The organism is Streptomyces sp. MMS24-W38, assembly GCF_059889265.1.
Genome location: NZ_JCBCPP010000001.1, coordinates 7,188,839 through 7,206,380 on the forward strand (window position 1 = coordinate 7,188,839; position 17,542 = coordinate 7,206,380).

15 protein-coding genes are annotated in these 17,542 nt (G+C 71.6%); 9 read left to right on the forward strand and 6 right to left on the reverse strand.

Translation table 11 applies throughout. The annotated features are described in order from the left end of the window. The first annotated feature begins 391 nt into the window (after positions 1 to 391). From AC6F7H_RS31790 to AC6F7H_RS31805, 4 genes are all read left to right on the forward strand, one after another. Entirely contained in the window at positions 392 to 805 is a 414-nt protein-coding gene (locus tag AC6F7H_RS31790; RefSeq protein ID WP_202276916.1) for a hypothetical protein, read from the forward strand. Further along, positions 802 to 1,608, forward strand: a complete 807-nt coding sequence (locus tag AC6F7H_RS31795; RefSeq protein WP_500761238.1) for a hypothetical protein — start codon at positions 802 to 804, stop codon at positions 1,606 to 1,608. Before AC6F7H_RS31790 ends, AC6F7H_RS31795 begins: the two co-directional genes overlap by 4 nt. A gap of 38 nt (positions 1,609 to 1,646) precedes the next feature. Next, positions 1,647 to 2,165 carry a roadblock/LC7 domain-containing protein gene (locus AC6F7H_RS31800; RefSeq protein WP_500761240.1) on the forward strand — a complete coding sequence of 173 codons (519 nt, stop codon included), beginning with the start codon at positions 1,647 to 1,649 and terminating at the stop codon, positions 2,163 to 2,165. Between the two features lie 85 nt (positions 2,166 to 2,250). Further along, the gene (locus tag AC6F7H_RS31805) at positions 2,251 to 2,625 is read left to right on the forward strand and encodes a roadblock/LC7 domain-containing protein (protein ID WP_500761242.1); all 375 of its coding nucleotides are present in this window, start codon (positions 2,251 to 2,253) and stop codon (positions 2,623 to 2,625) included. A gap of 105 nt (positions 2,626 to 2,730) precedes the next feature. Here AC6F7H_RS31805 and AC6F7H_RS31810 read toward each other — a convergent pair whose 3' ends face one another. Continuing rightward, positions 2,731 to 3,933, reverse strand: coding sequence for a globin domain-containing protein (locus AC6F7H_RS31810; RefSeq protein WP_500761244.1), 1,203 nt, complete (start codon positions 3,931 to 3,933; stop codon positions 2,731 to 2,733). A gap of 218 nt (positions 3,934 to 4,151) precedes the next feature. Continuing rightward, complete coding sequence (locus AC6F7H_RS31815) at positions 4,152 to 4,535, reverse strand: STAS domain-containing protein (RefSeq protein WP_500761246.1); 384 nt, start codon at positions 4,533 to 4,535, stop codon at positions 4,152 to 4,154. Between the two features lie 460 nt (positions 4,536 to 4,995). On the opposite strand from AC6F7H_RS31815, the gene AC6F7H_RS31820 reads away from it, so the two are divergent. The 3 genes from AC6F7H_RS31820 (at position 4,996) to AC6F7H_RS31830 (ending at position 9,984) form a co-directional block, all read left to right on the forward strand. Continuing rightward, positions 4,996 to 5,691, forward strand: coding sequence for a response regulator (locus tag AC6F7H_RS31820; RefSeq protein ID WP_500761248.1), 696 nt, complete (start codon positions 4,996 to 4,998; stop codon positions 5,689 to 5,691). Positions 5,692 to 5,794: 103 nt separating this feature from the next. Then, the gene (locus tag AC6F7H_RS31825; RefSeq protein ID WP_500761250.1) at positions 5,795 to 7,519 is read left to right on the forward strand and encodes a GAF domain-containing sensor histidine kinase; all 1,725 of its coding nucleotides are present in this window, start codon (positions 5,795 to 5,797) and stop codon (positions 7,517 to 7,519) included. Positions 7,520 to 7,614: 95 nt separating this feature from the next. Next, positions 7,615 to 9,984, forward strand: coding sequence for a glycoside hydrolase family 65 protein (locus AC6F7H_RS31830; protein ID WP_500761252.1), 2,370 nt, complete (start codon positions 7,615 to 7,617; stop codon positions 9,982 to 9,984). Positions 9,985 to 10,002: 18 nt separating this feature from the next. Here AC6F7H_RS31830 and AC6F7H_RS31835 read toward each other — a convergent pair whose 3' ends face one another. The 4 genes from AC6F7H_RS31835 to AC6F7H_RS31850 form a co-directional block, all read right to left on the reverse strand. Beyond that, a complete protein-coding gene (locus tag AC6F7H_RS31835; RefSeq protein ID WP_500761254.1) occupies positions 10,003 to 10,500 on the reverse strand; it encodes a lamin tail domain-containing protein in 498 nt (165 codons plus the stop codon). Positions 10,501 to 10,718: 218 nt separating this feature from the next. Then, positions 10,719 to 12,083 (reverse strand): FAD-dependent oxidoreductase, encoded by a 1,365-nt coding sequence (locus AC6F7H_RS31840; RefSeq protein WP_500761256.1) that lies wholly within the window; start codon positions 12,081 to 12,083, stop codon positions 10,719 to 10,721. Positions 12,084 to 12,234: 151 nt separating this feature from the next. Beyond that, a complete protein-coding gene (locus AC6F7H_RS31845; protein ID WP_500761258.1) occupies positions 12,235 to 14,973 on the reverse strand; it encodes a SpoIIE family protein phosphatase in 2,739 nt (912 codons plus the stop codon). 254 nt (positions 14,974 to 15,227) lie between these two features. Continuing rightward, positions 15,228 to 15,773: a hypothetical protein gene (locus tag AC6F7H_RS31850; protein WP_500761260.1), complete on the reverse strand. Its 546-nt coding sequence runs from the start codon at positions 15,771 to 15,773 to the stop codon at positions 15,228 to 15,230. Positions 15,774 to 16,217: 444 nt separating this feature from the next. Here AC6F7H_RS31850 and AC6F7H_RS31855 point away from each other — a divergent pair, with 444 nt between their 5' ends. Together AC6F7H_RS31855 and AC6F7H_RS31860 are read left to right on the forward strand one after the other, a co-directional pair. Further along, entirely contained in the window at positions 16,218 to 16,478 is a 261-nt protein-coding gene (locus AC6F7H_RS31855) for a DUF397 domain-containing protein (RefSeq protein ID WP_500761262.1), read from the forward strand. Between the two features lie 108 nt (positions 16,479 to 16,586). Next, on the forward strand, positions 16,587 to 17,531 hold the full coding sequence (locus tag AC6F7H_RS31860; RefSeq protein WP_500761264.1) for a helix-turn-helix domain-containing protein: 945 nt from the start codon (positions 16,587 to 16,589) through the stop codon (positions 17,529 to 17,531). The last annotated feature ends 11 nt before the right edge of the window (positions 17,532 to 17,542 follow it).

Below are 17,542 nucleotides of genomic sequence, written 5' to 3' on the forward strand. Positions count from 1 at the left end.
CGAACTGACGAGGGTTCCGCCGAGCGGCGGTCCTCGTCCGCGGCTACCCGCGCTGTGGGGCTCTCATGTGCCACGTGTCGCCCCGTACGCGGGTCCCGCGCACGGGGTGTGCGGGGCGCACACATGGCGGAAGGCTTTCACTCGTGGTCGCGACAGTACCCGGTCCCCGCAATGGAATCCGGTGAGCAGGGCCGACCCGCCATCCGCACAGGGGAAGGCCCTGCTCGTCCCCCGGCCCACCGGACCGGGAAAATCGCTGACGTTATCAGCCCCGGGGCTTCCTTGTCGCATATTCCAAGGGAAAACACCAAAGCCCCCACCTCGGTCGAGCACACACCGTAGCGTCGACGTCACGTTCGCGGTACAGCCGTGCGATGAGGGGGGATCCGGCGTGCCCGGAATCGACGAGAGCCTGCTGGAAGCCATGCGACTGCCCGGTGCGCGGGGTGCACTGGTGGTCGACTGGATCAGTGGACTCGCGCTGGGCGCGGTGGGCGACGCGCCGGGCGACGACCCGGAGGCGACAGCGGCGGAGACCGCCGAGCTCGCCCGCCTCGCTATGGAGAGCGGCACACTCGCACCTGCCGACGGCGGCCTGTCCGTCGGGTCCGTCGCCTCCGGCAAGGAACCCCCCGTCCAGGACCTCATCCTCACCACCGTCGACGCGTACCACCTACTCCGGTTCGTCATCACGGCCTTCGACAGCACCGTGTTCCTGTACCTGTGGCTCGACCGCCGTGACGGCAACCTGGCCCTGGCCCGCATCCGGCTGGCCGAGATGGCGGACCGGCTGGTGCTCGGATGACCACGGCGGCACCCATCGAGGGATCGGCGCCCACCGGCGGATCGGTGCCGGCCGCGCTCGGCAGCCTCGCGGCGGACCGTGCCACCGGGGCCCTCTCCACCGAGTCCGGGGTCTTCTACCTGGCGGCAGGGCACGTCGTCCACGTCGAATCCGTGTACAGCCCCGACCTCGGCGATCTGCTCACCCGCAGCGGTGCCCTCCCGGCCGACGGCTGGTGGGAGGCGGTCGAGCGGGCCGGGGCCCGCCACCGCGTCGGCCGCCAGCTGGTCGACAGCGGCCGTCTCACCGAGGGCGCGCTGGAACTGTGCCACACGGGCGCGCTGTTCGACGCGGCGTACTTCGCGCTGGCCCAGGACACCGCCGCGCTCCGCTTCCGCCCGGAAGCAGCGCACTGGCTCGGCGCGGTCCGCCCGGTTCCGGTGCACAGCGTGCTGCGCGAGTCGCGGCGTCGCCGCGATCTGCTGCACCGCATCTGGCCCGACCCCACCGTCGACACCGCCCCCCTCACCCGCGCGTCCGGCGCCGACCCGGCGGACCTGCCGCCCCGCCGCGGCCGGACCCTCGCCCGGGTCGACGGGGCCAGCACCGCCGCGCAGATCGCCTCGGCCCTGGCCTGCCGCACCTTCCACACCCTCGTCGAACTGCGCCGCCTGGCCGCCGCCGGACTGATCACCCCCGCACCACCGCCCCCACCCCCGCCCGTCGCCACCGTCCCCCACGGCACCGGCGAAGCCGGCTCCTCGTGGGACGAGCCCGACACAGCGCTGCTGCGACGGCTCCTGGACGCCTTGGAGGCCCTGTGATCCGCGCGCGTCGACAGCGTGCCGAAAGGAGACTGCTCATGGCCGTCGAGACCGACGTGCTGGACGAACTGCGTCGGCTCCGTACCCGGGTCCCCAGGCTGGCGGGATCACTCGCGGCCACCGTCGACGGGCTCGTCCTCGCCCACGACGTGCCCGACACCGAACCGGAGGGGCTGGCCGCGCTCACCGCCGCCGCGCTCGGTGTCGCGTACCGAGTGACGGACGCCACCGCCCGCGGCGAGTTCCGCGAACTGCTGGTGCGCGGGACGCGGGGATACGTGGCGACCTACGCCGCGGGAAGCACCGCCGTGCTCACCCTGCTCGCCGACGACCGGGTCAACGTGGGCCGGCTGCATCTGGAGGGCCGGCGCAGCGGGGCCCGCATCGCGGACCTGGTCGCCACCGGCGCCGGCCCCGGCGCGGGCCGGCACGCCGACCGCACGGCGCCCGAACAAGGCCCCGTACCCGCACTGGACACGGACCGCCGGATCGGCACCCTCCCGGTGCGCGCTCCGCAGCGGCCCGCACACCGGCCCCGGCCCCAGGCCGGCGGCTGAATCCGGGCTCTTCCTCCCGGCCCGCCGCCGCGGCACGACCCGGCGACCGGCCAGAACAACGATCACGACCGAAGGGAAACCTCTCATGGCCAACACCGAGACCGCGCTCAAGGACTGCCTCAGCTCCATCGACGGCGCGACGGCCGCCGCACTCGTCGACTACACCAGCGGCATGGCGCTCGGCACGATCGGCGGTGGCAAGGACTTCAACCTGGAGGTCGCCGCCGCGGGCAACACCGACGTCATGCGCTCGAAACTGCGCACCATGGAACTCCTGGGGCTGAAGGACGAGATCGACGACATCCTGATCACCCTGGGCACCCAGTACCACCTGATCCGCCCGCTCACGGGGCGCGGCGGCAACGGTCTGTTCCTGTACCTGGTCCTGGACAAGGCGCGCGCCAACCTGGCGATGGCGCGCCACCAGCTGCGCCGGATCGAGACCGACCTGGAGGTCTGAGCGGGGACCGGACCGGAGCGGTTCGGAACGCCGCAACGGGCGTGTGCCCTCCGCGAGTGGTGTTCGCGGAGGGCACACGCCCGTTGCGGCGTCAGCCGGCCTCGGTCAGGCCGCGTCGGGGAGCCACAGGTCGGGACCGAAGACCTCGTAGCTGATCTGCCGGGCGGGGACGCCGGCACCCAGGAGCCCGCCACGCACCGTGCGCATGAACGGCAGCGGGCCGCACAGGTACACCGACGCGTCCGCCGGCACGTCGATCCCGGTGAGGTCCATCAGGCCGCCGAGCGCGTCGGGCTCCTCGGCGCCCGGCCGCTCGTACCAGAAGACCGCGCGGGCGTCCGGCAGTCGCTCCACCAGGGACCGCACCTCGGCGCGCAGGGCGTGCTCGTCGGGCGAGGTGTCGGCGTGCAGCACCAGGACCCGGCGGGCCGAGCCCGTCGCGGCGAGCCGGGCGAGCATGCCCACCATGGGGGTGCAGCCGATACCGGCCGAGACCAGCACCAGCGGGGTGTCGGCCTCGTCCAGGGCCACGTCGCCGGCCGGCACGGACAGCGCGAGTTCGTCCCCCACACCGATCTGCGCGTGCAGCAGGTCGGACACCTCGCCGTCCGGTGCCTCCGCCTCGCCGGTGACGCGTTTGACGGTGATGCGGCGCAGGTCGCCCCCGGGGTCCGAGGACAGGCTGTACTGGCGCAGCTGGTGCACCCCGTCGGGCATCCGCAGCCGCACGCTCACGTACTGCCCGGCCCGTGCGGGCGGGGCGGGCTCGCCGTCGGCCGGGCGCAGCAGGAACGACACCACGTCGGGGGTCTCCTCGTGCCGTTCGACGACCGTCCACTGCCGCCATATCGCGCCCGGTTCGACCCCCGCCTTCTGGTAGAGACGGGCCTCCTGCCCGATGAGGGCACCGGCCATCAGCCAGTACACCTCGTCCCAGGCGGCGGCCACCTCGGGGGTGACGGCCTCGCCGAGCACCTCCGCGATCGCGCCGAACAGGTATTTGTGCACGATCGTGTACTGGTCGTCGGTGACCCCGACCGCGATGTGCTTGTGCGCGATCCGTGCCAGCAGGGCGTCCGGCCGGGTGTCCGGGGCGGCGAGCAGTGCCTGCGCGAAACCGGCGATGGAACCGGCCAGCGCCCGGCGCTGAGCCCCGCTGGCCTGATTGCCCCGGTTGAACATGCCGTCCAGCAGTTCGGGACGATCGCGGAACATCGCACCGTAGAAACGTGCGGTGATCTCGTCGAGCGCTCCGGCCACGGCGGGAAGGGTGACCCGGACCACTGCGGCAGATTCTTCGGACAGCATGAGGTCTCCCAACAGCGCGACGGAGTAAGGGGGTTGGGCCGCCGTTCCGGACCGGCGGCACCACCTGTATAGCAATCCGGCATGAGGGTTTCCGTCGGTAACCGGCGAGGGTGGGGCACTGCGGGCCCATCGGCCCGGGAGAAGGGGACCTTCGGTCCCGGGCCGATGGGCACCCAGCAGGGCCGATCGGCCCGGTCGCGGGGGACTCACGACGCTGTTCAGCGGTTTGCGCGCCCCGTGGGGGCGGCCGCGTCGAGCTCCGCGGGCAGCCGGGGAAGCAGTTCGAAGACGCCGGTGAGCCGGACGTGGTGCAGGACGCGCAGGAAGGAGGACCCGTCCGTGATCAGCCGCAGCCGCCCGCCGCGGGCCAGCACCCGGTTGCGGGCGCGGCACAGCACGCCCAGCCCCGAGCAGTCGATGAAGGTCACTGCGCGCAGATCGAGCACCAGGTCGGGAACGGCGCGGTCGGTCAGTGCGTCCAGGCGCCGCGACAGAACGGGCGCGGTGCGCAGGTCGAGTTCACCGCGCGGGGTGACGACCGTCGTTCCGGCGACGATCCGTTCGGGCGGCTCCGCCACGGACCGGCTGGGGTTCTGGGGCATACCGTCCAGACAACCCGGAGCGGCGAGCTCACCGGTAGGGCCGGCCGGCCCCAGCCGCAGCGGTCCACCGGGGCCGACCGGCACTGACCGGTGAGTACGGCACCCGGTGTGAGGACGGGGCGAGCACCGGAACCGTCGGTATCGTGAGCGGAGCGACACCGCGGGGGATCGATGCCGCTCCTGCCCCGAGGATGACCCGGCCGCGCGCCGTGGCACAGGTGCCGGTGGTCCCGGTGTCCCGGGCCGACCGGCCTTGGCCGTGTCGCGCAGGACAGCGGGGGACCCGGGACGAAACGGGTCGCCCGCGGAAAGCAAGGCCGGTCGGCCCTGGCCGTCCGGCCCGTGATCGAGAAGGATCTCCTTGTGGAGGACCGGTCGGCCGACAGTCGGCGGCCGGTGGACGAGGACTGGCAAGAACCGACAAGAACCGACAAGAACCGACAAGGACAAGGAGCGTCAGATGGCGGACAGCGAGCAGCCCGGACCCGACCGGCCCATCCGGGTCTTCCTGCTGGACGACCACGAGGTGGTCCGCCGCGGGGTGCACGACCTGCTCAACGACGAACCGGACATCACCGTGGTCGGCGAGGCCGCCACCGTCGAGCAGGCCCTGGTCCGCGTCCCCGCGCTCCGCCCCGACGTGGCGGTCCTCGACGTCCGCCTGCCCGACGGCGACGGTGTGACCGTCTGCCGCGAGCTGCGCTCGAAGATGCCCGATCTGGCCTGCCTGATGCTCACCTCGTTCGACGACGAGGAGGCCCTGCTGGACTCGATCATGGCGGGTGCCTCCGGCTATGTGCTGAAGCAGATCCAGGGCTCGGACCTGGTCGCGGCCGTGCGGACGGTCGCCTCGGGACAGTCCCTGCTCGACCCGAGCGCCACCACCCGCCTGATGGCCCGGCTGCGGCAGCAACAGGAGGAGCCTGAGGAGGAGCAGGACGCCCTGCCGGGACTGACCGAACGCGAGCGGGAGATCCTCGCGCTGATCGGTGAAGGGCTGACCAACCGGCAGATCGGCCAGCGGCTGTATCTCGCGGAGAAGACGGTGAAGAACCACATCTCCCGGCTGCTGGCCAAGCTCGGGGTGGAACGCCGTATCCAGGCCGCCGTGATCGCCACCCAGGCCCAGGACCGGCTGCGGCGCACGGACCGCTGACGCCGGGTGCGGCATTCGGTGGGACGCGACCGTGCCTGGCCCGTTACCGTGGCACCTGCCGGGGGCACATTCCCGGTGGGGCGAGCGAACGGGAGGACCACGGGTGGAGAGCTCCGAGCGGGACGGGGACGCCCGTCTTCGACTGCCGCAGCTGCGGCTGGACGAGTTGCTGGAGGAGCTCCAGGCCCGGATCGACGCGGCCCGCGGCACGCGTGACCGGGTGCACAGCCTGCTGGAGGCCGTCCTCGAGGTGGGGCGCGAACTCGACCTGAAGCAGGTTCTGCACAGCATCGTCGACGCCGCGGCGGTGCTGGTGGACGCGGAGTACGCCGCCCTCGGCGTGATCGGCCCCGACGGCAAACGACTGTCGGCCTTCCATACGGTCGGCGTCAGCGACGAAACGATCGCCCGCATCGGCCACTTCCCCGAGGGGCACGGCATCCTCGGGGAACTGATCCGCCACCCCGAGCCGCTGCGGCTGGCCAAGCTCTCCGACCACCCCGCCTCCTACGGGTTCCCGCCCCATCACCCGCCGATGAACAGCTTTCTCGGCGTCCCCATCCGGGTCCGTGACCAGATCTTCGGCAACCTGTACCTCACCGAGAAGCGCGCCGGGGCGAAGTTCGACGAGGAGGACGAGTCGGTCCTGTCGACCCTGGCCGTCGCCGCCGGCGTGGCCATCGACAACGCCCGGCTCTACGAGGAGTCCCGGCTGCGGGAGCGGTGGCTGCAGGCGAACACGGAGATCACCCACGCCCTGATGTCCGGCAGCGGCGGCAGCGAGGCCCTCCTGCTGATCGCCGAACGAGCCAGGGAGATCACCGGCGCCGCGCTCGCCGAGGTGGCGGTGCCGATGGAGGGCACCGGATCACTGACCGTGGAACTCGCCATCGGCCAGGAGGCGGACGCCCACCGCGGGCTCGTCGTCCCCGTCGACGACAGTCTGCTGGGCCGGGCGTTCACCAGCGCCGCCCCCGTCACCAGCCCGGACGTCTCCAGCGACGAGCGGGTCTCGTCCGGACCACCGCGCTTCGCCGGACTCGGCCCGGCGGTGGCGGTGCCCGTCGGATCGGGCGACGGTGTCCGGGGCATCGTCCTGCTGGTGCGGGCCACAGGCGCCGGCGAGTTCTCCGAGAAGGAGATCGAGCCACTGCAGGGCTTCGCCGCGCAGGCGGCCGTGGCGATGGAACTGGCGGAGCGGCGCCGCGATGCCGAGCAGATCGCCGTGCTCGAGGATCGGGACCGGATCGCCCGGGACCTGCACGACCTGGCGATCCAGCGGCTGTTCGCCACCGGGATGACGCTGCAGAGCGCCGGCCGCTTCATCGAGCACAAGGAGGCCTCGGAGCGGGTCGCCCGGGCGGTGGACGACCTGGACGAGACCATAAAGATCATCAGGTCGACCATCTTCGGTCTGCGCGCGCACGACACCGCGTCCGAGACCGGTCTGCGGGCCCGCGTCGTGCGGGTGGTCGGCGAGGCGGTTCCCCTGCTCGGCTTCGCCCCCAGCGTGCGGATGGAGGGCCTGGTCGACACCCATGTGTCGAAGGAGACCGCCGACCATGTGGTGGCCGTCCTGTCCGAGTCCCTGACCAACATCGCCCGGCACGCGCGCGCCGACCGCGCCCAGGTGGCCCTCGAGACCGACGGCCGCGAGGTGCGGCTGACGGTCTCCGACAACGGTGTGGGCATCCCGGTCGGCGGCCGCCGCAGCGGACTGCGCAACATGGCCGAGCGCGCCGCGCAACTCGGGGGCGAGCTGGAGATCGACAGTTCCGCGGACCGGGGCACCACCCTGGTGTGGCGCGCGCCCGTACGGGAGAGTTAGGACCTGTCCGGCCGTGTGTGGCCGGCCCGGGGCTGGGTACCCCGTGCCGCACCACCAGGGCTCTCCGCTGGGCCGACCGCGGAAGGAGCGTCGTTGTGACGGGCTGGACCTGGGAGTACGAGGGGTACGACGCCGCCGAGGCGCGCCTGCGGGAGTCGCTGTGCACGCTCGGAAACGGCTACTTCGCCACCCGGGGAGCGCTGCCGGAGTGTACCGCCGACGAGGTGCACTACCCGGGCACCTACAAGGCCGGCTGCTACGACCGGCTCACCTCGGAGGTCGCCGGGCGGCAGGTGGAGAACGAGGACCTCGTCAACCTCCCCAACTGGCTGCCGCTGCGCTTCCGGCTGCCCGGCGGCACCTGGCTCACCCCCGACACCGCGACCGTGCTCGACCACCACGAGACCCTGCGGATGGCCTCCGGGCTGCTGGAGCGGCTGACCCGGTACGACCTGGGCGGCGGCCGGGTGCTGAGGGTCCGCCAGGAACGGATGGTGCACATGGCCGACCCCCATCTGGCCGCGCTGCGGACCGAGTTCACGGGGGAGCAGCACTCCGGCACCCTCGAGGTCGAGGCGGCGCTCGACGGCGGCGTCACCAACGCGGGAGTGGCCCGCTACCGGGACCTGGACGGTCGGCATCTGACCCATGTGCACAGCGGCAGCTCGGCGCCGGACACGGTGTGGCTGTCCTGCCGCACCCGTACCTCGGACATCCTGATCGCCTTCGCCTCCCGGCTGCTGTCCGAGGCGCCCACCGCGATCCGCAGGGAGGACCGACGTGCCGTCCAGTCGACCCGTCTGCACCTGGCCCCGGGCCACACGGCGACCGTGGACAAGATCGTCGCCCTCCACACCTCGCGCGACCCGGCCATCAGCGACCCCTTGCACGCCGCCGTCGACCGGGTGGACCGTGTCCCCGCCTACGACGAACTGCTGGAGTCCCACCGGACGGCCTGGGGCCAGCTGTGGCGCCGGGGCGAACTGGACGTCCCCGGCGAGGCCGGCAGCATTCTGCGTCTGCATCTCTTCCATGTGCTCCAGACGCTCTCCCCGCACACCGCCGACCTGGACGTCGGGGTGCCGGCCAGGGGGCTGCACGGCGAGGCCTACCGCGGACACGTCTTCTGGGACGAGCTGTTCGTGCTGCCCTACCTCAACCTGCACTTCCCCGAGGTCTCCCGCGCCCTGCTGCACTACCGGCACCGCCGACTGGGCCGGGCCCTCAACGCTGCCCGGGACGTCGGACGCAGAGGGGCGATGTTCCCCTGGCAGAGCGGCAGCGACGGCCGGGAGGAGGCCCAACAGCTCCACCTCAACCCGCGGTCGGGCCGCTGGGTGCCCGACCACTCCCACCTTCAGCACCATGTGGGCTCGGCGATCGCGTACAACGTGTGGCAGTACTGCGAGGCCAGCGGCGACACCGAGTTCCTGCACACCAAGGGCGCCGAACTGCTGCTGCAGATCTCCCGCTTCTGGGCGGACGCCGCCGCCTGGGACCCGCTGCTGGGCCGGCACCGGATCAAGGGTGTGGTCGGCCCCGACGAGTACCACGACGCCTATCCCGACGCGGCCGAGCCCGGACTGGACGACAACGCGTACACGAACGTGACCGCTGCCTGGGTGCTCGCCCACACCCTCGACGTGCTGCGCGACCTGCCCGAGCCGCGACGGCGGGAACTCGACGAGCGCACGGGCCTGGACGGAAGCGAACTCGAGAAGTGGGAGGAGGTCTCCCGCACCCTGCACGTGCCCTTCCACGACGGGGTCATCAGCCAGTTCGAGGGGTACGGGAAGCTCGCCGAGCTCGACTGGCAGGACTACCGGCGGCGTTACGACGACATCCGGCGGCTGGACCGGATCCTGGAGGCCGAGGGCGACAGCGTCAACCGCTACCGGGCCTCGAAGCAGGCGGACGTCCTGATGCTCGGCTATCTGTTCGCCCCGGCCGAACTACAGGGCCTGTTCCGCCGGTTGGGGCATGAGTTGGACGAGGCGACCTGGCGGCTCACGGTGGACCACTACCTGCACCGCACCAGCCACGGATCCACCCTCAGCGGCCTCGTCCACGGCTGGGTGCTGGCCCGGGAGCGGCGCGCCGAGGCCTGGACGTTCTGCCAGGAGGCACTTCGCGGGGACATCGCCGACATCCAGGGCGGCACCACCGGTGAGGGCGTTCACCTCGGAGCCATGGCCGGCACCCTCGACCTGGTCCAGCGCGGACTGCCCGGGTTGGAGACCCGGGGCGGCGCCCTGCGGCTGGACCCGGTGCCCCTGCCGGAGCTGTCCTCCTACGGCTTCACCCTGCGCTACCACGGCCACTGGGGTGTCCGGCTGAGGCTGGAACGCGGCCTGCTGGAGATCGCCGTACCGGCCTCCGGCCCCGCCCCGATCGACGTGCGCCTCCCGGACCGCACGGCCCGCCTCCACCCGGGGGAGACGGGCCACCTACCGCTCATGGAATGACGGTCCGGCGGGGGCCGGTCACTTGTGGAAGCTGATGTACCCGTCGCCGTCCCGGTCGGAGCCGCGCTTCGTGTACGAGTGCACGTCGGCGCGGCTGCCCGTGGGCTTGACCAGGTAGATCGTGTCCTTGTCGTTGTTCCAGATGAAGTTGCAGTTGTCGCGGTAGACGACGTTGTTCTTGTCGGAGTCGGTGCCGTGGCCGCCGCGCAGCTTCACGTGGTCGCGAGGCTCGAGGTAGTGGTTGGCGGTGAAGACGAACCGGTTCCCGGCGGCGTCCTTGACCAGGTACCCCTTGAGGTTCACGGTCTTCGTCGACGAGTAGTTCTTGATCGTCAGGTACTCCTGGTGCGTGTTGCCCGTGGAGCACTTGTTGGAGTCGCGTCCCGGAGCGTCGTACTGGACGCCGCGCACCTTGAGCGCGGAGGTGTACTCGGCGGCGTGCGCCGGAACGGCCGTCAGCATGGCCAGGGCGCTCGCGGTGGCGGTGGTGGCGACGGCAGCAGTGCGTATACGCATGAACTCATCCCCCCTGCACGACCTTTGTGTGAAGGTCGTATGGTGATCTAGTGGAGGCTGGATCGTACACAACTTCGATTGCTGTCACGCCAGGGGGGGTACCGGTGGGTGCCGACGGCCGCTCGCCGACCGCGCGGAAAGAGGAGCGCCCGTCCGGTCCCTCGAGGGACCGGACGGGCGCTCCGCCGTAGTTCGGTGCCGGCTGCCCGGCTCTCAGCTCATGCGCCGCTCTCCCGCAGCATGTCCTCACGCTCCACGAGCTTCACCCGCTCGCGTCCCTGCGGCTCGCCCAGCGCCTTCTCCGCGGCGTCCAGCCGGTACCAGCCGTCCCAGGTGGTGTAGCGGACGGCGCGCTCGGCGAGGAACGCGTCCACGGCCTCCGGGGCGGGCGACGCCGGCGCCGACAGCCGGCCGTTGGCGAAGTCGTCCAGCAGGTTCGCCACCGTCTCGTTGGCGTCGCCCTTGGTGTGGCCGATCAGGCCCACCGGGCCGCGACGGATCCACCCGGTGACGTATGTGGACGTCAGGTGCTCGCCGTTCTCCTGCATGACCCGGCCGCCCTCGTCCGGAACGGTGCCGGAGTCGATGTCCCAGGGCAGCTTGGGGAGCTTGTCGGACAGGTAGCCCACCGCGCGGTAGACCGCGCTGACGTCCCAGTCCTTGAACTCGCCGGTGCCCTTGACGTTGCCGGTGCCGTCCAGCTCCGTGCGCTCGGTGCGCAGACCGACCACCTTGCCGTCCTCGCCGAGGATCTCGGACGGTGACTCGAAGAAGTGCAGGAACAGCTTGTGCGGACGGTCGCCGGCGTCGCGGATCGCCCACTTCTCCAGGGTCTTGGCGACCATGTCGGCCTGCTTGTTGCCGCGCCGGGTCGCGATCGAGCCCTCGTCGTAGTCGATGTCCTCGGGATCGACGATCACCTCGATGCTGGGGGAGTGGTCCAGCTCCCTCAGCTCCATCGGGCTGAACTTCGCCTGCGCCGGGCCGCGGCGGCCGAAGACGTGGATCTCCCGCGCCCTGTTGGCCTTCAGCCCCTCGTGGACGTTCGGCGGGATCTCCGTCGGCAGCAGTTCGTCCGCCGTCTTGGCCAGGATGCGGGCGACGTCGAGGGCGACGTTGCCGACGCCGAGCACGGCGACCTTCTCCGCCTCGAGCGGCCAGGTGCGCGGCACGTCCGGGTGACCGTCGTACCAGGAGACGAAGTCGGCTGCGCCGTACGAGCCGTCGAGGTCGATCCCCGGGACGGACATCGCCCGGTCGGCGGTCGCGCCGGTGGCGAAGATCACAGCGTCGTAGAACGCGCGCAGGTCGTCGAGATGGATGTCCGCGCCGTAGTCCACATTGCCGAACAGTCGGATCTGCGGCTTGTCGAGCACCTGGTGCAGGGCCGTGATGATGCCCTTGATCCGCGGGTGGTCGGGAGCGACGCCGTACCGGATCAGACCGAACGGCGCCGGCATGCGCTCGAAGATGTCGATGGAGACGCCCGGTTCGGCGGCCACGTCGGACTTGAGCAGGGCGTCGGCGGCGTAGATCCCGGCGGGGCCGGATCCTACGACGGCTACCCGCAGGGGGCGGGGCATGGGCAGGTTCCCTTCGAGCGATGACAAGAGCCTCACTCGATCCTAAACAAAGGCTTGCCTTACCTGGTACGCGGGTCCGGTCTATGGGCACATAAGTGGCCCTTATGGCTTCTCGAGGCTTCTCACGTGGTCTCCGGCACGGACCCCGTGGTCACGGAATGGACTGCTCCGCCCAGATGACCTTACCGGTCGGTAGATAGCGGGTGCCCCAGCGCTCCGCCAGCTGTGCCACCAGGAACAGGCCGCGCCCGCCCTCGTCGGTCATGGTCGCGTACCGCAGATGCGGCGAGGTGCTGCTGCTGTCGAAGACCTCGCAGATCAGATGGCGGTCCCGCAGCATCCGCACCTCGATGGGGCCGCCGCCGTAACGGATCGCGTTGGTGACCAGTTCGCTCAGGATCAGCTCCGTGCTGAAGGAGAGGTCCCCCAGTCCCCACTCGGTCAGCTTCCGGGTGACCGCGGCGCGCACCTCGGCGACGGCCGCCGGTTCGGAGGGCACCGGCCACTGGGCGATCCGGTCCGCGGCGAGCGCCCGGGTACGGGCCACCAGCAGGGCGATGTCGTCCCGTGCCCTGACCGGACTCCGGGACTCCAGCACGGCCCGGCAGGTGTCCTCGGGGGAGTCCCCGGCCCGCGCCAGCGCCTCGCGCAGCAGCTCCAGACCGACGTCGATGTCGTGCTGCCGGTCCTCGACCAGCCCGTCGGTGTACAGGACGAGACGGCTGCCCTCCGCCGGCTCCAGCTCGGCCGTCTCGAACGGCAGCCCGCCCAGTCCCAGGGGCGGGCCGACGGGCACGTCCACGAATTCCACGGTGCCGTCCGGACGGATCAGCGCGGGCGGCGGATGGCCCGCGCGGGCGACCTCGCACTTGCGGGTGACCGGGTCGTAGACGGCGTACAGACAGGTCGCCCCGGTCACCGGGGCGCTGTGCTCGTCCTCCGTCTCGTCCGAGTCGATGCGGCCGACCAACTCGTCCAGCAGGCCCAGCAGCTCGTCGGGCGGCAGGTCGAGCGCGGAGAAGTTGTGCACCGCCGTGCGCAGTCGCCCCATGGTGGCCGCGGCGTGCAGCCCGTGCCCGACGACATCGCCGACCACCAGCGCGACCCGCGCCCCGGACAGCGGTAGGACGTCGAACCAGTCACCGCCCACCCCTGCCTGGGCGGGCAGATAGCGGTAGGCGATGTCCAGGGCGCTCTGCTCGGGCAGGCTGCGGGGCAGCAGACTGCGCTGGAGCGTGACCGCCATGCTGTGCTCGCGCGTGTAGCGGCGGGCGTTGTCGATGGACACCGCGGCCCGCGCGACCAGTTCCTCCGCCAGGGCCAGCTCGTCCTCGTCGAACGGCTCGGGCTTCTCGGAACGCCAGAAGCCGACCACGCCCAACAGCAGGGAGCCGGCTCGCAGCGGCACGGTGATCAGCGAGTGGATGCCGTACTCCACGACCTGCCCGGCGCGCTCCGTGTCCTGCGCCCGCCACCCCGGGGCCTCACTCAGCCGGGGCACGACGAGCGGCCGGCCGGTGGCGAGGCTGTGGCCCTGCGGGGACGACTCGACGAACCCGGTCCGGGTGCCCACCGGGTGGAGCGGGGCGTCCTCGCGGACGCCGGCCATCGCCGTGCGGCGCACCGGGCCCGCCCCGTCCGGCTGACCGCCGGCCAGCACCGTCTCGAACAGGTCCACCGTGGTGAAGTCCGCGAACCGCGGTACGGCGAGTTCCGTCAGCTCCTCGACCGTGCGGGTGACGTCCAGGCTGGTCCCGATGCCCACACCGGCGTCGTAGAGCATGTCGAGGCGCTCCCGCGCGACCTCGGCCCGGCCGGACAGGGCGCGCAGTTCGGTGGAGTCGCGGACCGTGGCGACGCTGCCGGGCGGGCCCCCGGCGCGGTCGGTGGACCGCTGGTTGACGGCCAGCAGCCGGCCGCCGACCCGATGCACCTCGTCCGTGGCGACGCGCCCCGAGGACAGCAGGTCGGCGGTGCCGGGGTCGAGGGGGAGGTCGAGCACATGACGGCCCTCCGCGTCCTCGGGCAGACCGAGCAGCCGGTGCGCCTCGTCGTTGGCGAGCAGCAGGGTGCCGTCGCCGGCGAGGATGATCACGCCTTCCCGCACCGCGTGCAGCACCGCGTCGTGATGTTCGTACATCCGGGTCATCTCGTGCGGACCCAGTCCGTGGGTCTGCCGCAGCAGGCGCCTGCTGATCAGGGCCGCGCCCGCGGTGGCCAGCACGAGCGCGGCGCCCCCGGTGGCCAGCACCAGCGGCAGCTGGTCGTCGACGGCGCCCCCGACGTGTTCGATCGTGATCCCCGCCGAGACCAGGCCCACGACGACGCCGTCGGGGCCGGTCACCGGCACCACGGCCTGGACGAGGGGACCGATGGTGCCCGTGATCTCCTCGGTGACCGGCCGTCCGGCCAGCGCGGGCTGCAGGGTGCCGACGAACTTCTTGCCGATACGGTCCGTCTGGGGGTGCGTGTAGCGGATGCCCTTGGTGTTCATGACGACGACGAAGTCGACCTTCGCCTGCTTGCGGATGGCTTCCGCGCGCGGCTGGAGCAGGAGAGTGGGGTCGGGGGACCTGAGTGCGTCGACGATGCCGGGCGAGTGGGCGAGTGTCTCCGCGACGGCTAGCGAACGGCTGCGGGCCTCCTGGGTGCTGTCGTGTTTCACCTGCAGCACCAGGGCGATCACGGCCGACACGACCAGCAGCAGCACGATCACGACATGCAGGACGAACACCTGCCCCGCGACGCTGCGTACGCTCAGCACTGACCGGAGCCACGCCGGTGGGTGCCACCGGGAACCGTCGTCTCCCTGCCGTTGTCGACGTATGGAGGCCGTGGTGCTGGGCCGCTGGGGCGACCGGGCCTGGGATCGACCCATCAGTCGGACCATGTGCCGAGTTTAACTACAGGCCCCGATGGCGTGTCCTCGACGGGCAACGGCCGTTCGTGGCGGGACCGCCGCGCGTCGCCACCCGCCTGAAGTACCGCTTCGTGAGGCGGTCCGGCGCTGACGCGGCACGGCTCCGGCAGCCCGCCGCCGGATGTGCCCGAGGGCCGCGCGACCGGCGGTGCGTTTCCGGTCGCGCGGCCCTCTCCCCGTGCCACTCACCCCTCGGCGCTCGTCCCCCAGGCGCTCGGAGGGGCTCATTCGGCCAGCGCGAGGGCCAGCTCGGTCGTGGCACGGGCGATCTTGGTGTCCTGGTCGGCCATCAGACGGTTCAGGTCGCCCCGCCGGGCACGCACCGCCTGCCGGGCGGCCCGCTCCCACACGACCGGGTTCTCGCGGTGATTGAGCAGCTTGGGATACGCGGCGGCGGTGCTCTCCCACTGCCGGGCATCGGCGATCGCCTTGAGCAGCCGGATGATCTCGGCGCGACAGGTGACGCGCGGCAGCTGCGCCAGCTCCCAGAGGAAGGGGACGGTGGCGGCCGTCGCCTGTTCCACCACGAAGCCGTACTGGCAGATCCGTTTCCGCAGATCGGCCAGAGCGGACCGGGCCGTGTCGGCGTCTCCCCAGGCGATGCCGTTGAGCAGCAGGGGGATGGCCGCCGCCGACCCGGTGGAGTCCTGGATGTCGCGCCACGGCACCCGGGACAGTGCCATGAGTGGTGCCGTACGTGCCATTCCGGTCGGGGACGTCTGGCGAACAGGGCGCTCGCTGCCCGGGTGTTCCGTCGAAGCGCTGCGCATCGCGTGAGTGCCTTTCCGCGGCGGTCGTGTCGAGTGGGGGGCTGGTCAGAGGGGCGGCCGGGTCGACAACCGGGCCCGGACCGTCTTGCCCGTCGAAGGAGCGGGAGCCCGACTCCACACCTCGGACAGGCCGTCGTCGCAGCGCCCGCTCCAGGTGGCCGGACAACGGCCGCCCGCCCGAACCGCGATCCCGGTGCTCGCCCCGATCACTTGGTGCACAGGTGATGACATGCCGTCTCCCCGATGCGACGTCAGGACAGGGCGCCGACAAGGGGGTTGACGCCACGGCTATTATCCACGCTGAGAGTGATCGTGTGCAATTGCACGAGAAATTGCGTGAAGTTTTTTGCGGTGTGGCGGATCGGGCGGCGGCCGGGCCCGGCCCGTCCCGCGTGAACGGCCGGACCCCGTCCGGCGATACCCGTGAACAGCGAGGAGGCTGCGGTGCCAGGAGTGCGGAACGGAGTGCGGGCGAGTTCCTTGGATGCCTGCTGGATCAAGAGCCGGCACAGCAACGCCGAGGGCAACTGCGTCGAGGTGGCCCCGCTGAGCGACGGCGACGTCGCGATGCGCAACTCCCGTGACCCCGACGGGCCCGCGCTGGTCTACACGGCCGCGGAGCTGGCGGCATTCCTGGCCGGGGCGAGGGACGGCGAGTTCGACCACCTGGTTCGAGCGCTTCGGAGCCCGGCGCCGGGGCGGTGAAGCGGAGCCCAACTCCCCACTTCCGCAGGGCTTCTGCGGGTGGACGTGTTGGGCAGAGTTAGGTGCGATAGTGTGAATCGCCCTTGTGTCGGTCTGCTGGGAGTCAGGATGTCCGCCGCCTCGCATCGCATCTCCCGTCTGGAACCCTATCTGGATCGCCCCGAGCCGGCTCCGACCCTGCTGAAGATGCTGGTCGGTGTGCAGTTGGCGGGCTTCCGCGAGGACGCCGGGCTGGCCCAGGACCAGGCGGCGCGCTCCGTCGGTTTCAGTGCGGCGAAGCTGTCCCGCATCGAGTCCGGCAAGGGGCGCCGCCCACCCACCGAGAGCGACGTCCGGGCGCTGCTGGAGCTGTACGGCACCGACGAATACGAGATCTCGGTGCTCCTCAAACTGCTCCGGCGGGCCGGGGACCCGGGCTGGTGGCAGCGGTACGACAAGCGGCTGATGCCCGAGTGGTTCGACCGGCTGGTCGGACTGCAGGAGGCTGCCGCCACCATCCGTACCTTCGAGATCCAGTACGTTCCCGGCCTGTTGCAGACGGCCGCCTACACCCGCGCGGTGGTGGAGCGCGGTCTGCCCAACGCCCCGGCCGACGAGGTGCGGCGCCGCGTGGAACTGCGCATGCGGCGGGCGGAGTTGCTGCTGCGCGAGGGGGCTCCGCAGCTGTGGGCGGTCATCGACGAGTCGATTCTGCTGCGTGTGCTGGGCAGCGTCGAGGTGATGCGCGAGCAGCTCGAACACCTCGCGCGGATGGCGGAGCGCCCCAACGTCACGGTGCAGATCGTGCCGTTGGACGTGACCAACGCGTCGGCCCCCGCCATCCCGGTGACGTATCTGCGCTTCGACGGTCTGGATCTGCCCGACGTGGTCTACCTGGAGCACATCAAGAGCGCCAACTTCCTCGAGGACCGCGACGAGACGGAGGAGTACCGGATCGCGCTGGACCGCCTCGCCGACGAGGCCCTGCGGCCCCGTGAGTCCCTGGACCTGCTGCGCACCACGATGGAGGGCCGCTACCCCTCGCCCCACTCCGCCCCGCGCACCGGGGCATAGCGGTCCCGCAA

Coding starts and splice junctions, on each gene's coding strand:
- AC6F7H_RS31795 (WP_500761238.1), top strand. CDS start 802: ATGACCACGGCGGCACCCATCGAGGGATCGGCGCCCACCGGCGGATCG.
- AC6F7H_RS31800 (WP_500761240.1), top strand. CDS start 1,647: ATGGCCGTCGAGACCGACGTGCTGGACGAACTGCGTCGGCTCCGTACC.
- AC6F7H_RS31805 (WP_500761242.1), top strand. CDS start 2,251: ATGGCCAACACCGAGACCGCGCTCAAGGACTGCCTCAGCTCCATCGAC.
- AC6F7H_RS31810 (WP_500761244.1), bottom strand. CDS start 3,933: ATGCTGTCCGAAGAATCTGCCGCAGTGGTCCGGGTCACCCTTCCCGCC.
- AC6F7H_RS31815 (WP_500761246.1), bottom strand. CDS start 4,535: ATGCCCCAGAACCCCAGCCGGTCCGTGGCGGAGCCGCCCGAACGGATC.
- AC6F7H_RS31820 (WP_500761248.1), top strand. CDS start 4,996: ATGGCGGACAGCGAGCAGCCCGGACCCGACCGGCCCATCCGGGTCTTC.
- AC6F7H_RS31835 (WP_500761254.1), bottom strand. CDS start 10,500: ATGCGTATACGCACTGCTGCCGTCGCCACCACCGCCACCGCGAGCGCC.
- AC6F7H_RS31840 (WP_500761256.1), bottom strand. CDS start 12,083: ATGCCCCGCCCCCTGCGGGTAGCCGTCGTAGGATCCGGCCCCGCCGGG.
- AC6F7H_RS31845 (WP_500761258.1), bottom strand. CDS start 14,973: ATGGTCCGACTGATGGGTCGATCCCAGGCCCGGTCGCCCCAGCGGCCC.
- AC6F7H_RS31850 (WP_500761260.1), bottom strand. CDS start 15,773: ATGCGCAGCGCTTCGACGGAACACCCGGGCAGCGAGCGCCCTGTTCGC.
- AC6F7H_RS31860 (WP_500761264.1), top strand. CDS start 16,587: ATGTCCGCCGCCTCGCATCGCATCTCCCGTCTGGAACCCTATCTGGAT.